General features: G+C 31.3%; 11 protein-coding genes and 2 pseudogenes. 2 read left to right on the forward strand and 11 right to left on the reverse strand.

All coding sequences use genetic code 11. The annotated features are described in order from the left end of the window. Nucleotides 1–73: 73 nt before the first annotated feature. The 11 genes from ABJG40_RS10135 to ABJG40_RS10185 form a co-directional block, all read right to left on the reverse strand. Complete coding sequence (locus tag ABJG40_RS10135; protein ID WP_348024461.1) at nt 74–2,038, reverse strand: cytochrome c biogenesis protein CcdA; 1,965 nt, start codon at nt 2,036–2,038, stop codon at nt 74–76. 13 nt (nt 2,039–2,051) lie between these two features. Further along, nucleotides 2,052–2,498 carry a protein-disulfide reductase DsbD domain-containing protein gene (locus ABJG40_RS10140; RefSeq protein ID WP_348024462.1) on the reverse strand — a complete coding sequence of 149 codons (447 nt, stop codon included), beginning with the start codon at nt 2,496–2,498 and terminating at the stop codon, nt 2,052–2,054. Nucleotides 2,499–2,509: 11 nt separating this feature from the next. Beyond that, on the reverse strand, nt 2,510–5,314 hold the full coding sequence (locus ABJG40_RS10145) for an insulinase family protein (protein WP_348024463.1): 2,805 nt from the start codon (nt 5,312–5,314) through the stop codon (nt 2,510–2,512). A 233-nt stretch (nt 5,315–5,547) separates the two neighbouring features. Further along, the gene (locus ABJG40_RS10150; protein ID WP_348024464.1) at nt 5,548–7,926 is read right to left on the reverse strand and encodes a T9SS type A sorting domain-containing protein; all 2,379 of its coding nucleotides are present in this window, start codon (nt 7,924–7,926) and stop codon (nt 5,548–5,550) included. Between the two features lie 454 nt (nt 7,927–8,380). Then, nucleotides 8,381–9,160, reverse strand: coding sequence for a T9SS type A sorting domain-containing protein (locus tag ABJG40_RS10155; protein ID WP_348024465.1), 780 nt, complete (start codon nt 9,158–9,160; stop codon nt 8,381–8,383). Between the two features lie 287 nt (nt 9,161–9,447). Beyond that, on the reverse strand, nt 9,448–10,857 hold the full coding sequence (locus tag ABJG40_RS10160; protein WP_348024466.1) for a TlpA disulfide reductase family protein: 1,410 nt from the start codon (nt 10,855–10,857) through the stop codon (nt 9,448–9,450). A gap of 66 nt (nt 10,858–10,923) precedes the next feature. After that, nucleotides 10,924–11,964: a DUF4465 domain-containing protein gene (locus ABJG40_RS10165; protein WP_348024467.1), complete on the reverse strand. Its 1,041-nt coding sequence runs from the start codon at nt 11,962–11,964 to the stop codon at nt 10,924–10,926. 19 nt (nt 11,965–11,983) lie between these two features. Further along, nucleotides 11,984–13,486: a RagB/SusD family nutrient uptake outer membrane protein gene (locus ABJG40_RS10170; protein WP_348024468.1), complete on the reverse strand. Its 1,503-nt coding sequence runs from the start codon at nt 13,484–13,486 to the stop codon at nt 11,984–11,986. An 11-nt stretch (nt 13,487–13,497) separates the two neighbouring features. Then, nucleotides 13,498–16,791, reverse strand: coding sequence for a SusC/RagA family TonB-linked outer membrane protein (locus ABJG40_RS10175; protein WP_348024469.1), 3,294 nt, complete (start codon nt 16,789–16,791; stop codon nt 13,498–13,500). A 270-nt stretch (nt 16,792–17,061) separates the two neighbouring features. Continuing rightward, the gene (locus ABJG40_RS10180) at nt 17,062–18,213 is read right to left on the reverse strand and encodes a FecR domain-containing protein (RefSeq protein WP_348024470.1); all 1,152 of its coding nucleotides are present in this window, start codon (nt 18,211–18,213) and stop codon (nt 17,062–17,064) included. A 279-nt stretch (nt 18,214–18,492) separates the two neighbouring features. After that, a complete protein-coding gene (locus tag ABJG40_RS10185; RefSeq protein ID WP_348024471.1) occupies nt 18,493–19,056 on the reverse strand; it encodes an RNA polymerase sigma-70 factor in 564 nt (187 codons plus the stop codon). 396 nt (nt 19,057–19,452) lie between these two features. Between ABJG40_RS10185 and ABJG40_RS10190 the strand changes: the two are divergent. Both ABJG40_RS10190 and ABJG40_RS10195 read left to right on the forward strand, forming a co-directional pair. After that, nucleotides 19,453–19,591: pseudogene (locus ABJG40_RS10190) on the forward strand (IS30 family transposase); the annotation flags it as partial. A gap of 47 nt (nt 19,592–19,638) precedes the next feature. Next, nucleotides 19,639–20,199 (forward strand): annotated as a pseudogene (locus tag ABJG40_RS10195) (IS30 family transposase); the annotation flags it as partial. Between the last annotated feature and the right edge of the window lie 436 nt (nt 20,200–20,635).

Here is a 20,635-nt window from a genome sequence, read left to right on the forward strand (position 1 = left end):
TTAATTAAACTTTATCATAAAATTGCTCGACAAAAAACAGTTAAGAAGTAATTTTTTAATAAAAAAATTAAATTTACTTAAATTTAGAAACTCCTGTTTTTAACCAAGTATGATACTCTTCTACATCTGGAGTATAAGCAACAGGATCTATTATATTCTCCTCTTTATGCCCCATTAAAACATAAAATGGTTGAGAATTCGCTTTGTATTTTATCGTTTGTAATTCACTCCACTTTTGTCCAATATATTTTAATTTCTTACCTGGTTTTAGTTGAGATTCTACAACTTCACCTGCTGCTAACGGACGTTTATCATCAACATATAAAGAAATTAAAACCACATCATTTTTAAGAATGTTTAAGACCTCTGGTTTAGGCCATACATTTTGTTCCATTTTTCTACAATTTACACAAGCCCAACCAGTAAAATCTAGCATCACGGGTTTCCCTACTTTTTTAGCATAGGCTAAACCTGTATTGTAGTCATCAAAAGCTAAAATATCGTGTGGTGCTAATAAATGCGCTCCTTCAGGTAAATTGGCATGTGCATCAGCACTTCCGCCAGAACCTAATTTAGAAAAACCAACACCATATGGCGATTCGCTATAATCTTGCGGCGGTGGGAAAGCACTAATAATATTTAACGGTGCACCCCAAAGACCTGGTATCATATAGATTGTAAACGTTAAAACAACAAGTCCTAAACTTAAACGTCCTACAGAAATACTTTTTAATGGAGAGTCATGTGGCAATTGTATCTTACCAAATAAATAAAAGGCTAAGGTTCCAAAAATAGCAATCCAAATAGCTATAAATACTTCTCGTTCTAAAAGATGTGTTTGCATCACCAAATCAGCTTGTGATAAAAATTTAAAAGCTAAAGCCAACTCTAAAAATCCTAGAACTACTTTTACCGTATTTAACCATCCACCAGATTTTGGTAAAGAATTTAACCATCCTGGAAAAGCAGCAAATAATGCAAATGGCAATGCAATAGCTGATGAAAAACCTAACATACCAACAATTGGAGCAATACCTCCTTTAGAAGCAGCTTCTACAAGTAAAGTACCAACGATAGGTCCTGTACAAGAAAACGAAACAATAGCTAAAGCTAATGCCATAAAAAAGATACCAACTAACCCTCCTCTATCTGCTTGAGAATCTACTTTATTTGCCCAAGAATTTGGCAACATAATTTCGAAACCTCCTAAGAAAGAAACCGCAAAAACAACAAGTAGAATAAAGAAAATTACATTAAACCATACATTTGTTGCTAAAGCGTTTAAGGCATCTGCACCAAAAATTCCGGTTACTGCTGTTCCTAATAATAAGTAAATAACAATAATACAGATTCCATAAATAATAGCATTTTTAATTCCTACAGCTTTATTTTTACTTTGTTTAGTAAAAAAACTCACGGTCATTGGAATCATAGGAAACACACAAGGTGTTAAAAGAGCTGCAAATCCAGATAAAAAGGCAATAAAAAAGATACCTAATAAACCACCTTTTTTCTCTTCTTCACTTCCTATATCTGAAACTTTTGATAATTCTTTGGTTTCTTTTACTACCAGAGTTGATGCTTCATTTGTAATATTAAATACTAGCTCTTCTTCTGTCGGAGGAGAGCAATTTGTATCGTTACAAATCATATACTCAACAAAAGCATTAATTGTAGATACATTTTGTTTAACCTTTACTTTTTGTTTAAAAGTTGTCGTTCCTTCAAAGTATGTGATGGTCATTTCAAAAACAGGGTCGTTTACTGTATGACCCTCTGCTTCAATTGTATTACCCAACATAGAGAAACTACTATCACTATCATCATATGTAAATGATGTAGGAATAGGCCCTCCAGAAGCTACTTCTTGTGAGTACAAATGGAATCCCGCAGGAATATCTGCTTTTGATATTAAATTATATTCTGTATCGGATAATTTCTCTACGGATGTAGTCCATTTTACTGGATCTATCATTTGGGCAAATCCTATACTTGATAAACCTATTAAGGCTACTAATACTAATAAAAATTTCTTCATTATATTATTTCTATTATTTTACGTTGAATACTAAATCTACTTCGGTAGGAGGCAAACATCTTGTATCGTCGCAAACCATAAATTCTACAATCCCTTCAATTTTAAACGGAGTATCACCTTTTACTTTAATACGCTGTACAAAACTTGCAGTTTTACCGAAGTAAGTAATTTCCATATCAAAAATTGGATCCTTAATAGTATGTCCTTTTTCCTCTGATGTATTTCCTTTTTTTAGATAATTTGAATTTCCTACAAACGAAAAACTTGTTGCTATTGGCCCTCCTTCTGGAACCGTTTGCGAATATAAATGCCAACCATCTTTTATGGTAGCCGTAGCAATAAGTTTATACTCAGAATCTGAGACTTTCTCTACTGATGTACTCCATTTTACTGGTTCTAAAATTTGACTACTTATAAAACTAGATGAAAATAAAACAATAGCTAATAATAAATTTTTCATTTTATACATTTTTATTTTTTAGGTTTAAAAATTATTTGATAGGATTTCCCTTTTGTTAATACTTGATTTGCAATATTCTGTATATCTTTAGCAGACATTTTATTTACTATGTCCTCAAAGGTTTTAGGATCATTTATATTTAAATTATATCTATAAAAATTAGTTAACAAACTCATATCATAACTATTCTTATCTTTTGATTGTAAACGTTCCTTTAAAAAATTTGTTCTGGTTTTATTTAAATCTTCTTCTTTTATAATACCATCTGCAATATTTTGTAATTCAGCATTTACAATATCTACTAATTTGTCGGCTAACTCAGGATTACAATCAAATGAAAAAGATACATTTAATTCCGATTTAGGTTCTCTAGATAGATAAGCACTTGCTCTAGGACTATAAGCTCCTCCTTCAGATTCACGAACACTTTCCGTTACTCTTAGTTGTAAAATATCACCCAAAGCATTGGCATAAATAGCATTATCTGTTGCGTATGGCACTTCCTTTTTGTAAGCAATATTTACTGTCGATTTTGGGTCTGCCATCATTAAATAAATGTCTTTATCAATTTTACTAGCTAACCACTCAGCACCGTTATCTTTATATACTTCTTTACTACTGTATGTAGGAATACTGGCTACATATTGTTCTAATAAAGGTTTTAGATCTTCTGCTTTTAAATCTCCAACAATAAAGAATTCAAAATCTGAAGCGTCATGAAACCTCGATTCATAAATAGATTTAATTTTATCAAATTTAATTTCAGAAATGTAAGTTTTATCGAAAAGTCTAGCTTTAGGGTTATTTTCACCATAAATTGCTACGGTAAGACTATCTTGCATTTTACTAGAAACACTTTTAGATTTTCTAATTAAATAGTTATTTAAACCACTTTGAAGTACTTTAAAGGCAGATTTGTCAAAACGTGGTTTTACAAAATAAAGGTAAACCATTTGTAACATGGTTTCTACATCTTTAGTATTAGATCCTCCAGAAAGACTTTCGGAGATAGCATTTAAGCCAATACTTACATTGGCCGTTTTTCCAGCAAGAACTTTTCTTAAATTTACAGCATTAAAATCTACTAATCCAGATTTTTGAACGACACTCTTTACAAACTGGGCAGAAGGTAAGTCTTCTGTAGCTAACAAAGATGTTCCACCATAACTCAATGCTCTTAAACTTACTTTGTCTTTTTCTTTATCTACAAATTTATAGTGCACTTTAATATTATTGCTTAACACAAAGGTGGTCGCATTTAAATCTTTATTTACAGTTGTATTAGTAATTTTACCTGTTTTAAAATTGATACCAGATACTAATGTTTTTCTAGCCAAAGCTTCTTGATAAGGTTTTATGGTTTTATCGTTATCTAAGGTCTTAATAATACTTAATGCGTCATCTTTTGTTATATTATCTTGACCTTCTACACCAGTAACATTTACAAATCTGTTATTTTTTGCATAAAGTCTTTTTATAGTATTATGAAACTCTTCAGGAGTAACCGTATTAAATATTTCTAAAAAAAGGGCATATTCTTTCTCTATATCTGTAATGGTTTTATTTTCGAGATAGTTCTTTTGTATACCACTCATAATCCTTTTGTGACTTATACTCTCTTTTTTTGCTATTTGATTTTCAAAAGATGATTTGTAATTCACAATGATCCTCTCTATTTCAGACGTTGTATAGCCAAAATTTACAGCGCGCTGAACCTCTGTTAAAACTTCTTTAAATGCTTCTTTTTGCTTGTTAGGTTTTGGAGATACATTTACACTAAAGGCATTTGAGGTTCTAGAAACATTTCTGTAGCCTATCCCCGCTCCTAAAAACGAAGCATCTGGTTTTTGTTTGTTTTCAGAAATTCTGGAATTTAGCATAGCTACAGACATGGATTCTAAAACAGCGCGTTTTAAATCTGCAACAGTTTCTGGCTCTAGAGATTTTTTATGTCGAATACCATAGCTTACACTAGCAGTAGATATTTCAGGATCCATACCAAGACTATATAACATTTCGGAGTTATCTGGTATATCAATTACAAATCGTTCCTTCGGATTTTGTATAGCTGGAATTTTAGAAAATTTTTCAATAATCTTTTGTTCAATCTCATTTACATCTACATCACCAATTATAGCGATTGCTTGTAAATCTGTTCGGTACCAATCATGATAAAAATCGCGTAGTGCTTTATATTCAAAATTTTCTACAATATCCATTTTTCCAATCGGAAGTCTATCAGTATACTTAGAGTGATTAAAAGTGATGGGAAGTGATACCTCAAACAAACGCATTTGTCCATTTTGTCGTGTTCTCCATTCTTCTTTAATCACCCCACGTTCCGCATCTATTTCTTCATCTGTCAACAACAAATAATTAGACCAATCTCTTAACACAGTTAAGCAGGTATCTATAAGTTTTTTCTTTGTAGGAATATTATTCATGTTATACACCGTTTCATCGAAAGAGGTATACGCATTAATATCCTTACCAAAAACAGCGCCTTCAGCTTGTAATGTATTTAACATTTCTTTTCCAGGAAAGGTTTGCGTGCCATTAAAAGCCATGTGCTCTAAGAAATGGGCCAAACCTTGTTGGTCGTCATTTTCTAAAACAGAACCTACATTTTGAACAATGTAATAACTTGCTGCATCCTTTACAACCTTGGTATGTTTAATATAATACGTCATGCCGTTTTCTAGCACGCCCTTTTTTATGCTTTTATCTGTTTCTAGAAGTTGATTTAAATCTAAAGATTGACCTGTTGCTATTGAACAAGTGGTAAAGAGTATGAGAAATGAAAGAAAAAATTTCATGAATTGTAGGTTTAAGTTAAAAAGGGTTATTTAATTAAATAACCCTTTTGGTTATCCTTTTATACTGTAAGGAATAACTAATTCAAAAAGAATGATTCAATATATTAGGAAAAACCATTTTAAATCACTTGTTGTATATTCTTTTAATAGTTTTTAAAAAACCAGCATATTAATTAGATAGCTCGTTAGTTTAACTGAAAAAACATTTCGATTTGCAACAAATTTTTAGTAATCTAATTAATAATAAGTTTTAAAGTACCGTTACCTGAATTATTTTCAATAGTTACGAAATAGAGTCCTTTTGCTAAAGTTGATAAATTAAAGGTAGTGTTGTTTAATTGCTCACTAGAGTTAATAGAATAAGATTTTATAATTTCTCCAGACACAGAAATAACATGCACCACAGATTTACTAAAGGTACTTGAAGTATAAATCTTAAAAAGACCATTTGATGGATTTGGATGTGCTATTAATTTATAATTAGCAGTATTGTTAACTTCTTCAATATTTAGAGTACCTTCTATTAAGGGTGTATTACTAAAGTTGATAAGCTGACCATCTACAACATACCTTGCTATAAACGTATCGTTACAATTTGCACAAGTAACTCCACTAATACAATCAGGATTATTAGGATGACAATAATCTACATACCTAGGATCGAATCTGTAACCAAAATCAACATTACCTTTAGCTATCTTAGAAGTCATATTTACAATATGTGGTGGGGATATTGCTCCAGGACACCATCCAGATCTGTTATATACCCATGAGCCTACCTGTCCAATGCAATTATCTGGGTTCGGGGAACATATATTCCACACACTATGAAGGCTATTTACGGAACCATCAATATCTATATAATGAACAGCTTGATAAAACTCTGCTGCATTTTGAGAGTTATTTTCTCCCCAACCATGACCTGTAGTAGATAAACGCAGGTGAGATTTTAATACATTAGAATCATATGTATAATTTTTGGTAGGTACAGGATCTAGGTTTGTGGGATCACCAAATTCCCAAGCTCCATCCCATAATTCATCAACTGTTGAATATAAATATTCAGGAGTTCCTTCTTCGTAACTTAAATCTAAAGATATCTGCCAACCTCCTGTACCAAAAGTAGCAATATACATTCTAAGCTGAACTTCACCTTGTAAAAGACTTGCATAATCTGTTAAATCAATAGAATGGTTACAGCCAACACCAAATGGAGTCGCATAACGAATAATTTGAATCCAATTCCCATCAGGTCCCATAACATCAATATAGGCTAATCGATCCCAATCGTCACAATCTCCCGTACTAGAGGGACATTCCACCAACATGTTTGCAATTATCTTGTTATAGCTTCCTACATGTTGAGGCATGGTATATGTACCATAATGCCATTGTCCAGTAACACCGTATTCTATTAAAACCTCATCCATTGTTGATACATTTTGAGAGGCTATATTTTCATTAGTAACTTCAATCTCTTTAGTTATAGTTGTGCTTTGACCATTACTAGCATTCGCTGTAATAACTACATTATGTAAACCGTATGAACCTGGTTCCCACAATACATAATAGGTCCCTTTGTCCCCAAAGGTCTCTAAAGCTTCGTCGTTAATTTTAACTTCTACATTTTCTATATGTATTAAGTTAGGTTCATCAATCTCTGCTGTTAAATATATTGGATATGCATACAAAGAAGGCATCTCTATTGGATAATCACTAGTAAGTCGTGTTGAAATAACAGGTGTATATTCGCCTAAATCTATAACTTGGAACTGCATATAATTTTCTGAAGCATTGTAATTTGAATCACCTGATTGAAATGCTTTTATAATTACTAGGCCTCCACTAGAACCATTTAAAGTTACTTTATTACCACTAATAGTTGCAGGACCTGAGACAACACTATAATCTATATTTGTTAAACCTGAAGTGGATGTTGCTGAAATAGTGAAAGGAGGGTTGTTAGAATACTTTTTAATTACCTGATTTTCGAATGAAATTATTTGATTTTGTTTACTTGATTCATCATCAGAAAATAAATCAATTAAAGTTGTAGCAGTGACATGAGGGTGTTCTCCACCACCTGTTGTCGCATTTTCTTCTGGGGGATAATAACTAAATCCGAAACTTGTTTTAAGATAATCTGGGCTACGGTCTAAACTGGCTTGATCCACTTCCAATGGATTGTTACCTATACCCATTTCTCCTGTAGAATCAAGAATCTGTCCGTTAGCCTGAATTATTCTTACGACAGGGGCATAACTTACTCCGTCTACCAATCCACCATTTTTAGCGGTGCTTGTGAGCGTAATATCTTTACTAACATTAAATACAGAGTATGTTTTTGTAAATGTACCATCCTCATTATTTACAGTTTCTGTTTTAAAAAAACCATTATTTATATCAGTATCATTAAGGGATGATAAAGTCATACTAATATTATCTGAACCACTCTCCCAACCATGACTATATGCATTCATATCAACACCGTCAGGATAAGGATAAAAACGTAAAGTAACCACATTACTCTGTTCTTGAGGTACATTTCGCACAACAAAAACAAAGGGATCACTTGGAATTAAAGTCCCATCAGGATGAATTTGTGTTGGCATATTTATGAACTCGAAACTAGCTTGACCAAAACTCAGAGCAGTGTGAGTGATTAAAATAATGAACATTAAATTTTTTAGTAATTTTATCATCATTAAAGTTATTTATTAATTAATTGTTTTATGTTAATAAAGGAGCCTGTTATTAAAACTTGCATCCTAAATTGTTATCGTAAGGTATTAATTAGTCCGAACAACAATTATAAAATACAGACTAAAAAAAAACTATGCAAAATTTGAAAAAGATGTAATGTGATTATTGGGTAACAGTACTCTACAATATGAAACAAGTTTCACAAATAAGTTCGAATTATATTGGAGTGTGTCATTTATTATACTTCATGTCTGAATAAATAAAAACGTATGTTCCAACAGCATTTAGCTAAAAATAGCAGTTAAGAACTAAAACTTGTCCATAACTGCAATTTTTATAACATCTTTAAAAAATTGATTTAATTTACTTCTTAATAAATTTCAGCATGTTTCCATTTGCCAATTTCAAAAAGTAAATTCCGTTTATTAAATTCGATATTTGTATTTTTTCATTTTTAAAAATTGTCCCTGAACCAACTTCTGAACCTAAAACGCTGTAGATAGTGTAATCTACTGTTGTAGCTAATCCTGAAACTTGAATAAAATCAGAAGCAGGGTTTGGATATACTCTAATGTTACTTACAGTAGGATACATATCCTCAATTCCTAATACTGAATCTCCATCTGTAAACGTTATTGACTGATAACCAGAACCAGGTACAGAAAGTGGTGTAAAAGTTAAGGTTGTAACAGGTTCTGTAAACTCTATAATGGCATAACCAGGGTATTTAATTTGTATTTGTGTTTCACCTGTAGCTGTTACGTTATGAACACCTTCTGCAAAGCCAAATGGATGATTGAAAAGAATATCTCCAGGTCTAGCACCTGCTAGGTATAATTTTAAATTTTCAATCGGTTTCTCAAAAGTAATAGACAAATTACTTGTAACTTCATATGGATAATTAAAAACAGGTTGTGCAGAACTCAAACGTGCTGCTCTAAAATAATAAATATCAAGATCCTGATTGATTATTTGGCTTTCATAAGTAGAATTCGACTTTTCAGTGAACTCAATTTTGAATGGTACATCTCCTAGTGTTCCATTACGATTGTCTGTAAATTCTGCTGAATTTTGCGCGTAAGTTAAGCCCGTTAGTGTTAAAGTAATAACTAATAATAAATAGTTTTTGTAAAAATGCTTCATATATTTAATAATTTAATTGTTAAAAAATTAATTTTAAACGTTCTTTTGTCTCGTATATATTAACTAAGTGTCAATTTGAACTAATACCCCCCAAAATAAATTTACTTTTTCTTATAATACTGTTTAAATTTAATAGTATTTACACTTTTAAATTGTTCGTTTAAATGATAAGATTACAAAACAAATATTATCTTTTCGAATTTTCAATTTATCAATTACTAATTTAAAAAACTTAGATTCTATCTAATAACATGTAATTAAAAAGTTCCATTCAATAGCATTAAAGATTATATATTAAGTTCATTAAATAAAGTAATTAATTTAGGATCTGATGGTCTTGGTGCATTACTATCAACTATAGTACCATCTGGCCCTAATAAAATAAAACGTGGTATGATATTAATTTTATAATCAACAATAAAATCACTATTGAAGCTTTTGTCTGCAAACAACTGAACTCCTGATAAATCTTCGTCTACAACCATTTTTTTCCAAGCTTTATATTTTCTATCATTATCGACAGAAATACTAACAAAAGCAATGTCCTTACCATGATATTGTTTTTCAACTTTTTTTAATGAAGGTACTTGTGCTATACAAGGTGCACACCAAGTTGCCCATACATCAATGTATACATACTTTCCTTTAAAGTCACTTAAAGAAGTTTTGCCTCCTGCATGGTTGGTATAATTTGTGAAGACTGGTGAAGGCTTTCCTTTTTCAAGGAGTTGTAAATTTTCATATTTAGCTTTAACCTTTTCGTTATTCTTTGGTGAAGTAGAAACCATGACAAAGGCGTCATAATATTCCTTTTTGTTCTCAACATTAGCTATATCGCGAGTACCCACTGAAGCTAATAATCTATTTTTAATATAGTCGTTAGAGATCGTTCCAAACTCTTTTAATTTGGCATAATATATATTTACACCTTCCTTTTCTGCTAATTTTTCTGCCTTAGTATTAAAGTGTACCGACACTAAATCGTCATAATATCCATTAGATCTATAAATTTCTTCATCTTGATAATCAATATCTTTAAGATCATTAAGGAAATTTTCAGAAACCTTAAAATCAGGTTGCTTTGTATAATATTGGTGTAATTTTTGATATTTAGCTAACGATAAAAGACGAAAATATTCAAATTCTTGACGTTCATCTTCTTCAAAATCATTAGGAATACCAGGGAAACTTTCTAAATAAGCAATATAACTATTGTTAAATTCTGTTAGTTTGGCTTTAAAATCTTTTTCATTTAAGGAGTATAAGTCAGCATTGCTCTCTCTTATTTCTTTAAATTTAGCCGATCTTGTCATAATGTAATTAGAGGCATCAAGATCTGTTCCCGTTAATTTTGCCGAACTTTTAAATTTATTTAAATCGGTTTTTAAATTATATTCTTCCCCATTAACAAAATAAAAATCTAACCTGCGGCTCGGATCGTACAAAATATAATGATTAGAACCTGATGTTAGCGTATCTGAAAAAGACCCGTTTTCATCTAACTGAATAGTAATTGACTTCCCATCACCATCACGAAGTGTAAATTTTTTGGAAGGTGCATTTAGAATGTTTCCAGAGAATAATATATAATCTTTATTATTATTATTATTATTATTATTATTTACTGCAGTCTGTTTTTGAGCTATAATAGATGTTATGAATAACATAAAAAATAATAGTGAAATGCCTTTATTCATTTTAGAAATTTAAGAGTGAGAATTATAAAATGGCAAAATTAATTACCTTCGTTTTATTAAAAATTATTATTTTGATAGTCGAATTCCATCTAAACAAAATAAAGTTGGATATATCATATTACCTTGTTCGTCAACATACGAAGAAGACATTTTGAATAATACTTTATCTACTTGCCCCAAAGGCGTTAAATCTACTTTTCTCCAATCGTTTAATGTAAAATTATATTCAGGGTTCTCTGGATCTACACCAGGCTTTAAGCATAAATATTCATCTACGTCACCTGTTTTGCTTCCATTTAAGTAGCCTTCAATTGTTAAGGTCACAAATCCGGTATTATAAGCGTTATAAGCAGCTAGATAAGCTACTTTTCCTTCATCTACTGTGCCACCCGCATCTAAAACAGCTGCTCGAGCAATTTCCCCAATTCGACGTCTTTCCATTGTTACAGCCCCAGTCATTCTTAAAGCTTCAACATCATTAAAAGAAGGAAGTCTAAAAGTGGCATATTGCGAAATGTTGTTATTAAGAATATTTGGATTTTGAACCTCGGCACCATCAAGTTTATAAGATTGTGTTGATGTATCTAAAGTTTTAGAGTACACAGATCCAAATTGCGTTAGAAGATAGTTGTAACTCGTGTTTGCAACTAATACATGCTCTACAACACCTGGTTTCTCCAAGGTAAAATAAGCATTATCTCCTGCTGTATTTCCTACTAGAAAATTTTCTGTTCTATTAACGCCTAAAGTGTAAACACTATAAGCCGAAGAGTCTATAACTTGTTGTTTTTGGGATTCAGAAAGATTTTTGGGTGCAAATTTTGGACTTGTATACCAAGGGTATGAACGGGAATTCTGATTAGATAATGCGAACCCAACATGAGTATTAACACCTCCTGCAGCCGCATTAGCGGTAATAATACCCGATGCAACATCGCCAGCTTTAAAAGGAGCCTCGTAAGTTTTAAAAGTAAACCTACCTAATTCTAAATCACTAAAAGTTATGTCATTTGGATAGGGTACACGGAGTTCTACTATATCCTCTTCACAACTACTTAATAATACTAAAGTAATTATAGCAATTATATATTTTGGGAAAAATTTCATACTGTTTTTTTTTATTAAGTTATTCTAATCCAGGATTTTGTACCATCGATTTATTATATTGCATTTCACTATTAGGAATAGGGTAGCATAAGTGATTAAGATCGAACTGTATGCCACTTTTCAAACTTTCAATCCAAAGTAAACCAGAAGCATCTTTAAATCTTAAAGAAGCAAAGAATTCACTTCCATTTTCTAAGAACGTTTCCAAGAAATACTCTTTAAAAATCATATCCTTTAATTCCTGCTGATTTTGAGGATTTAAACTTGGTAAAATAGGATTTGTTCTTTTTGAACGCATTAAGTTAATCGGGGCAATTGCATCTGTAATAGACGCACCTGTTCTTGCTAATAACTCTGCTTTTAAAATATATAACTCTGGATATCTAAAGAAATAGGTATTGAATTTTAAATCTACAGGACTAGCTTCTAGACCTCCAAGTTGCCCCTTTCTAGCCACTTTAGTAAAGGTAAATCGTTCGGTAATGTCCCATGAAATAGGTGCACGTGCCGTACCTGTCACGATATCCCATCGTGGGTCTTCAGAAAACCAGTCGTAGCCCGCAGTAAGACCAGCATCCATTTCTTGCCCATACAGAAGGGGTAAACGCCTTGAATAACTCATAATTAATGAGAATGAATAAAAATAACTAATGTTATTAATCCTATCCGCATCATCCGATATATAACTAGAAAATAGATTTTCTTGAGAATCCCATGAATCTTCATACACATTTGCTAAATCAGGCTGCATTGAAAAACCAGAAACGGCATTGTCTAAAACATCGTTTACCAGAGCTAGTGCCTCAGTAAGATTACTTGAACCATCATTAAATCCGTTTCTATAAAGCAATATTTTAGCCTTTAAAACTTTTGCGAATTCTTTAGAAACATATCTATTGCTTGTAAAACTTGGTAAATTTTCAATCGCGTAATTAAGATCATCAAATATTTTTTGATAGCTTTCTCCTACGGTTAACCTTGCTCCGTCAACAGTTCCCAGGGTGATTGGTTGATCACGATATAAAATACCATTAGGGTTTGTATCATCAGTATCCCACCAATGACCATAATTCCAAAACAGGTTCATATTTGCAAATGCTCTTAAACATTTAGCTTCGGCAAGTAAAGTACTTTTATTATCGAGGTCTATTTGAGATTCAGTTAAGTTATCAATATTAGCAACAGCAAAATTTGCAGCGTTTAAGGTTGTGTAATAATCTAACCATCTGCCTGTTATGTTGGTGGTTGTTTCATTAAACTCCGAGTAAGCCATATTGTAATCTCCATCAGACCATCTTACAAACCCTGATTTGGAAGCAAGCGATGAATATAACCTTCCAGAAAAATGATCTGACTCTACCATCGTTTTATAAACACCATTAACAACAGCTCGTGCTTGAACATCATTAGTTACTGCGCTCTTTTCATTTAAAACATAAGAAGGTGTTATATCTAAACTGTTTTCACATGATATGAGTCCAAAACTTAGACTAAGTAATAATATATAAAATATTTTTTTCATAAGTAATAATTTTATTGAAGTTGAATAACAGTTCCAAGACTGAAAATTTTAGCAGCAGGATACCTACTAGAATCTATTGACATTCCAGAACCAAGTCTTGAAGAAGAAAAGTTCCCTTGAGGGTCAAATCCTGGATAATTAGTAATTGTAAATAAATTAGAGGCTTGAAAAGTAAGTTGAACTCCTTTAATTATAGTTTCTGCAAATACACTTTTAGGAATATTGTAACTCATATTTAACGCATTAAGACGTATATACGAGGCATCGTATAAAAAGAAATCAGAAAATCTAGCATTTTGTGCCATTCCTGGTCCCATTCTTGGGAAAAGTGCATCATATGGGCTGTTTAAGACTGAACTTTCTCCTGCTATTAAATTACTTTGGTTATAGTGACGGGTATTAGCAATATCTGTATAGGTTACATTCCAAAACCTTTTATGACCGTAGGCATAAGTAAAATTAGCATTCAAATTAAAACCTTTGTATTCGTAAGTAAGACCAAAACCTCCATAACCTAAAGGCGTTGAACTTCCTATATTTACGCGGTCATCATCTGTTATTATGCCATCACCATCTTGATCCATAAACATAAGATCTCCCACACCTTCTGCTGCTAAACTTAAATAAGTAGTTTGACCAGTTTCACTAGAGTTGCCTCTTTGAGCGTACACATCTTCTGCATTTACATAAAATCTTCCAGAAGTTTCTAATCCGTACCATTGACCAGTTTCTCCTCCTTCTGTCAACCTAACGTATGGTCCCCAACTTCCAGGAAAAAATATTTCATCAAGATCTCCATTAATTTTTAATACTTTAGTTACATTTTTAGACCAGTTAAAATTAAAAGTCAATCTACTATCTTTTGACTGAATGATATTGTATCTAATATCAAATTCTAATCCACGATTGCTTATTTTCGCAACATTTGATTTAATTGTTGAAAATGAAGAACTCGAAGCTAAAGGCTGATCGTAAAATAACTCATCACTAATCTTTTCATATACGCCAACGCTTCCTGATATACGATAATCAAGTAGTCTGAAATCTAAACCTATATCTAACATTTGTGTCTCTTCCCACTGTAAATCTGGATTTCCAATTGTTGTAGGAAGTATAGCAGGACTATCATCATAAATTGAAGACCCTGCTAATGTTATCCAATCGAAGTTTCCAAGATTTTGAGAACCTGTTAATCCAAAAGACGTTCTTAATTTTAAGAAAGACACAAATTTCTTAACCTCAGGCGATTTCATGAATTTTTCTTCAGAAACAACCCATGCTGCAGCTCCAGAAGGAAAAATACCAATACGTGAATCTGGTCCAAAACGAGATGAACCATCTCTACGAACCGTTCCTGAAACAATATAACGATCATCAAATTTATAATGTAGACGTGCAAATTGGGAAATCAACGCGTTTTCAGTAGAGTCTTCTGTTACAGAAGTGATCTCTGCGGCAGATGTGAAGTTATTAAGCACATCGTCATCAGGAAATTTCTGACCACTTATAGACTTACTATCTCTTTTGCTACTTTCAGAGGTATATCCTACTAAAACATTAATATCATGTTTCTCGTTGAATACTTTTTTATAAGACAACGTACCTTCTAAAACATTAAAATTTGATTTATAATTATACCAATTTCTAAGATTATAAGGATTGTTATTACTAGTACCTTCTATCTGATAGTTTAATGTTTCTGTATCCGAGTAATTATTTGTAAAAGCCCCTCTTAAATCTAAGCCTTCTAGTATGCTATAATTAAGATAAGCGGTACCACTAAATAGTACTCCTTTTCCAGAATTCGTATTTTTTAAAGTAGTAAGGGGGTTTTCTGTATAAAGGTCTGCAGTAAAAATAGTTCCATCTGGATTATATTTAGGAAGATCAGGACGCACACGCCCCATAAGCCCAATCGCAGAATCCTTATCATTAGCGGTACGTGAACTCGCATTTAAGTTTAAACCAAACTTAAGGTTTTTACTAACTTTTGTATCAAAATTAAGACGACCACCAAAAGTCTCACTATCACCACCTTTCATTATCCCATCTCCACCTTTATAATTAAATGATATAAAATGGGTGCTTTCGCTTGACCCTCCACGTATAGAAACGTTATACTGCATAACAATAGGGTTTTGCGTCATTTCATCTTGCCATTTGATATCATTATCATAAAAAGCACCAGGTAAAAGTTGAAAAGACGAAGCATCATATTGACTTGTATTCAAATTTATAAAGGCATCTTTATCTATTACCGCAGCATTATAATCATTAAAGCCATTATTAAGAATTGACTCCCTAGCTGCAGCTTCCATAAAAAACTTATAATCATCTACTTCAAAATATTTATAATTATTAAAATCCATCATTGTAAGCCCTACACGAGTAGAAAATTCAATGATAGGTTTCTGATTAACCTTCCCTTTTTTAGTAGTAATCATTACCACACCGTTGGCTGCTCTTGACCCATAAACAGCAGTTGCAGAAGCATCTTTTAAGATATCAATACTTTTAATATCGTCTAGGTTTAAATTACTTAAAGGATTGTTAACCCCACCACTACTAGTATCTGCATATTGAGGTACACCATCTATTACCCATAAAGGTTGGTTATCTCCAGATAACGATGATTGTCCACGAATAATTACACTTACCGGCGAAGTTGGAGAAGCCGATGCTATTTGTACATTTACTCCTGAAGCTTTTCCTTGAAGTAAACTCTCTACAGTCGCTACCATTGGGGATTCTTCAATTTCTTTAGCAGATACACTAGAAATAGAACCCGTTGCATCTTTTATTGATTGCGTACCATACCCAATAACTACAACCTCATCTAAAGCATTATGGCTTGGAACCATTGTAACCTTAATAAATTCCTGATTCCCAATAACTACTTCAGTTTTCTTGAATCCCATATACATAAAAACTAAAGCAGTACTCTCATCTTTATTTGAGATATTAATCGAGAACACCCCATCTATATCAGTAAACACACCTCTTTTAGTGTTTTTTACAAGCACTCCAACTCCTGGAATCGGAAGTCCATTTTCATCTACAACACTACCTCTTATGGTTTCTTGTACCGCAGTATTATTATCGCTAGGCTTGCTGCTGTTGGGCTCCTTATTTTTAATAATTATTGTATTATCTTTTGAAAAATCATAAACAAAATCTCCTTTAGATAAGCTTAAATCTAAAAGATGATTAACTTTAATTATTCCTTTTTTTAAATTTAATTTTGGGTAATTATCAAACAAATCAGCTCTATAGATAAATCTGTAATCTGTCTGATTTTTAATCATTTTAAAAACCTCGTTAACTGATACTAATTGACTAGTCTTAATTTCAATTTCGGCATTTTGGGAGAATCCTTCTTTAGGTGATAAGCTAAGGATAGACAACGAAAAAAGAAAAATAAATATTTTCATAATGAGTATTAAAAACCTTCTTTTAATAATGAGAAGTGGGTTAGTTATTTTTTTTTTCATAAATTTACTTATTGGTTAAATAATCAATCAATCATTCAAGGGGATATTACTAGCCGTGAGAAGTTCAGTTTTATCCCTTTATTTTTATTCTATTATAATTTTGTTTTCTTTAATTTCATAATTCATATCAATTGTATTTTTTATAATATCGAGTATATATTCTACAGACTGTTGCTTACTTATAATTCCTGTAAATCCTATTTTCTTAATACTCTCATTGGAGATTACAATATCAATATCATACCAGCGTGATAAGACTTTTATTATCTCCTCTAACGACATATTAGTGAAGCTAAATTCTCCTATTCTCCAAGAGACTACATCTTCTACTTCTACTCTAGTTATATCGATATCATTATCTGTTTGACACAGTTTAGATTGCTCTCCGGGTTTTAGCATAGTACTATTTACACCGTTACTCACTTTAACACTCCCTTCAACAAGAGTTGTAAGTATCTCTTTGTCATCTCGATACGCCTTAACATTAAAAACAGTTCCTAAGACTTGTATATTTTGTTCTATAGTTTTTAAAACAAAGCCATCGCCATTATGATTAATACTTTTTGAAACGTCGAAATACGCTTCACCATAAACCAATTCAACTTCTCTAGATCTCCCTTCTATAAAGTTTACCGGGTATTTTAGTTTAGAATCTGAATTCAACCAAACTTTAGTCCCATCAGATAGCTCAACAAAAAACTGCCCTCCTCTTGGAATAGTTAAATAATTATATACTAACTCCTCTTCTTTTTCATCAGAATTATTATACTTTAAAACCTTACCGTTACTTGTAATTTTATCCGATTTAAAGCTTTTATCTTTGTCGAGCTCAATATTGGTACCATCTTCCAAAGTAAGTGTAGCTTTATCACTTCCTATTTTAATTAAATTTGAAACTACACCACTCTCTATATCACCTACACCCTGACTATTAAACACATACCCCAAGCCCAAAAACAACACTAAACTAGCTGCTACAGCATATTTAAAAAAAGTACTCTTATAAAATGGGATAACTTTAGCAGGTTGCTTGTCTTGAATAGACTCTAAAATATTAATAAGTATTTCATTTTTTATCTTATTTTCTGATCCCAATTCATTAGACCATTCTTGGGACTCTTGAAAACTCTCATAATAGTTCACAAGTTTCTTAGCTTCGTCAAGAGTGATTTTCCCATCAAGATATTTCTCAACAAGATTTTGAAAATCTTGACTACTATTTTGATTGTTATTCATAAAATTATTAATGTATTAAGCCTATATTAGGTAAGTATCTAAAAAGACATTTACCCCCTAAAAAAAAAGCCATTATTTTATATTTAAGATTCTAATATTAGATAGATTTATCGTTAATCCCAAAAAAACAGGGCTTTTATAATTTAAACGTTGCTGTGAAGTGAGAGTCATTTTTTTTTAAACTCTTAAGAAAAGAATATTAAAGTAATTAGGTAGCGATAAGACTGTTGTAAAGTATTCAACACAAAGTCGAAGTATATGGAGTTATGAAAGAACAGTTTAAAAATCTAAAAAAAGAACTACAAACAAGGCTGGACCTAAAGATGTTCGTAATACACGAAGCGCTTTTGTAATATGATTTTCTACAGTTTTAATAGAAATACCTAATTGACCAGCTATTTCTTTATGACTCAACTGTTCGTTTCTACTAAGTTTATATACACGTTTACACTTATCAGGTAAGGTTTCGACAATAAGGTTAACATGTTGTTTTAGCTCCTTATGCATCATTCTTGTTTCAGGCGTCTCATATAGCATACGCTTATCAAACTCTTCCAACAACTCAATTCGAATGACTTTATTCTTTCTAAATTCTGCAAATACTTTATATCTAACACAAGCGTATAAATAGCTCTTTAAAGAGACTTTAATTTCGATATCTATTCGTTTATTCCAAACATCAATAAATATGTCTTGGATTATTTCTTCGCAAACCTCTTTATCTTTTAATAAATTATAAGCAGATATATATAGAAGTTTCCAGTAATTATTATACAACTTGGTTAAAGCTTTTTTATCATCTGCTTTTAATCCTTTAATAATGTCTTTATCTGAATTGTACATAAAAAATATTTAGAAAGAAACACTCCGCTTTTAAGTTAAATTTCACCAAATATATATCAATTTCATTAAGAAAACCTTATAATGATTACAAATATAAAGCTACTAAAATATTTTTTACATTTTCATAAATTGGAAGACTTATTTTAATAATTTAAATAAAAATTCAACTAAATTTTATAGATTCTTAGATTCAAGTAATAAACGCAACAATTTGATTGAAAACATAAAAGTGATAGGTTGCTAAAAAAGGTTTTATTTTTATGTCGTTAAAAACTTAAAAAGATGCCTCAATTAACATTAGAACAAAGATATGAGATTTCTCATTTAAAAAATCAGGGATTGAATAATAAAACTGTAGCACAACAAAAAACAATTAAATTATTAGAGCCTTGGATGTCTTTTATATATACGATTACCTGATAATGGTAAAGAATTTACGGAGCATAAACAAATAGCTGAAGCTATTAATATTGACTTCTATTTTGCAAAACTTTATCATAGTTGGCAAAGAGGCGCTAATGAAAATCTCAATGGTTATTTCCCGAAAAAACATAACTTTGATACTAACAAAAAAGAACAAGACGCAGAACAGCTAAAAAAAGATGTGGTGGTGAAAGTGAAATTGAAAACCAAGTCTGTATTGACAATAGACCTAAACATATTCAACTTAGAAATGAAGTTAGACACTGGGAAGGAGATTTAGTCATTGGAAAGAACCATAAAAACGCCATTGGAATGATTGTAGAACGTAAAACAAGATTCACTTTAATCATTAAATTAGAATCTAAAAAAGCAGATGAAGTAGCCAATGAATTTTCTAAAATATTAAACAAATTAAATCCCATTTATAAAAAATCAATGACATATGACAACGGAATTGAAATGGCAAGACACGAAAAAATTACCGAAAAAACAGGAATGAAAATATATTTTGCTCATCCATATTCTTCGTGGAAAAGAGGAACTAACGAAAATACAAATGGACTTATTAGAAGGTATTTACCTAAGGGAACAAATTTTAATGAAATCAACCTAAAACAACTCCAAAATATTCAAGAAAAACCAAACAATAGACCTCGAAAAATTATTGGATATAAAACACCTAAAGAAATGATGGATATTGAACTCAAATTCGTAGCTTAGTAATATCAAAAAAATAAAACGCTTTGTTGCATTAGAACATTGAATAGAAGGATAACAGACTAAATTTTATCTCTAGGAACTATATATAAATTAAATATCTAAGCACGAAAATCAATACAAAACGAGTACACTAAACGTTTTAATCAATTTTTTAGAGAAAATATACGAGACACTTTTTACCTCAATGAAAATATCAATTTCAGACGGTAAGTGATAAGCAGAGAGAAGACTATGCTTTTAATTATGTGTAAGTGGTTTTTATACCAATACAGCAGGCCTACAATCAGGTGAAGAAGCTATAAAGATATATTTAGAACTCGTTGTGCATTATGATTTAGGATAAAAAAGTTGCTCATTTTACTGGAAATCAGTAAATTGATATAACTACAAATCATTTACAATGAGCAACTTAAATGCAAATTACAAAAGAATATTG

It is taken from the genome of Polaribacter sp., from assembly GCF_039939415.1.
In the GTDB taxonomy this organism is placed as follows: domain Bacteria; phylum Bacteroidota; class Bacteroidia; order Flavobacteriales; family Flavobacteriaceae; genus Polaribacter.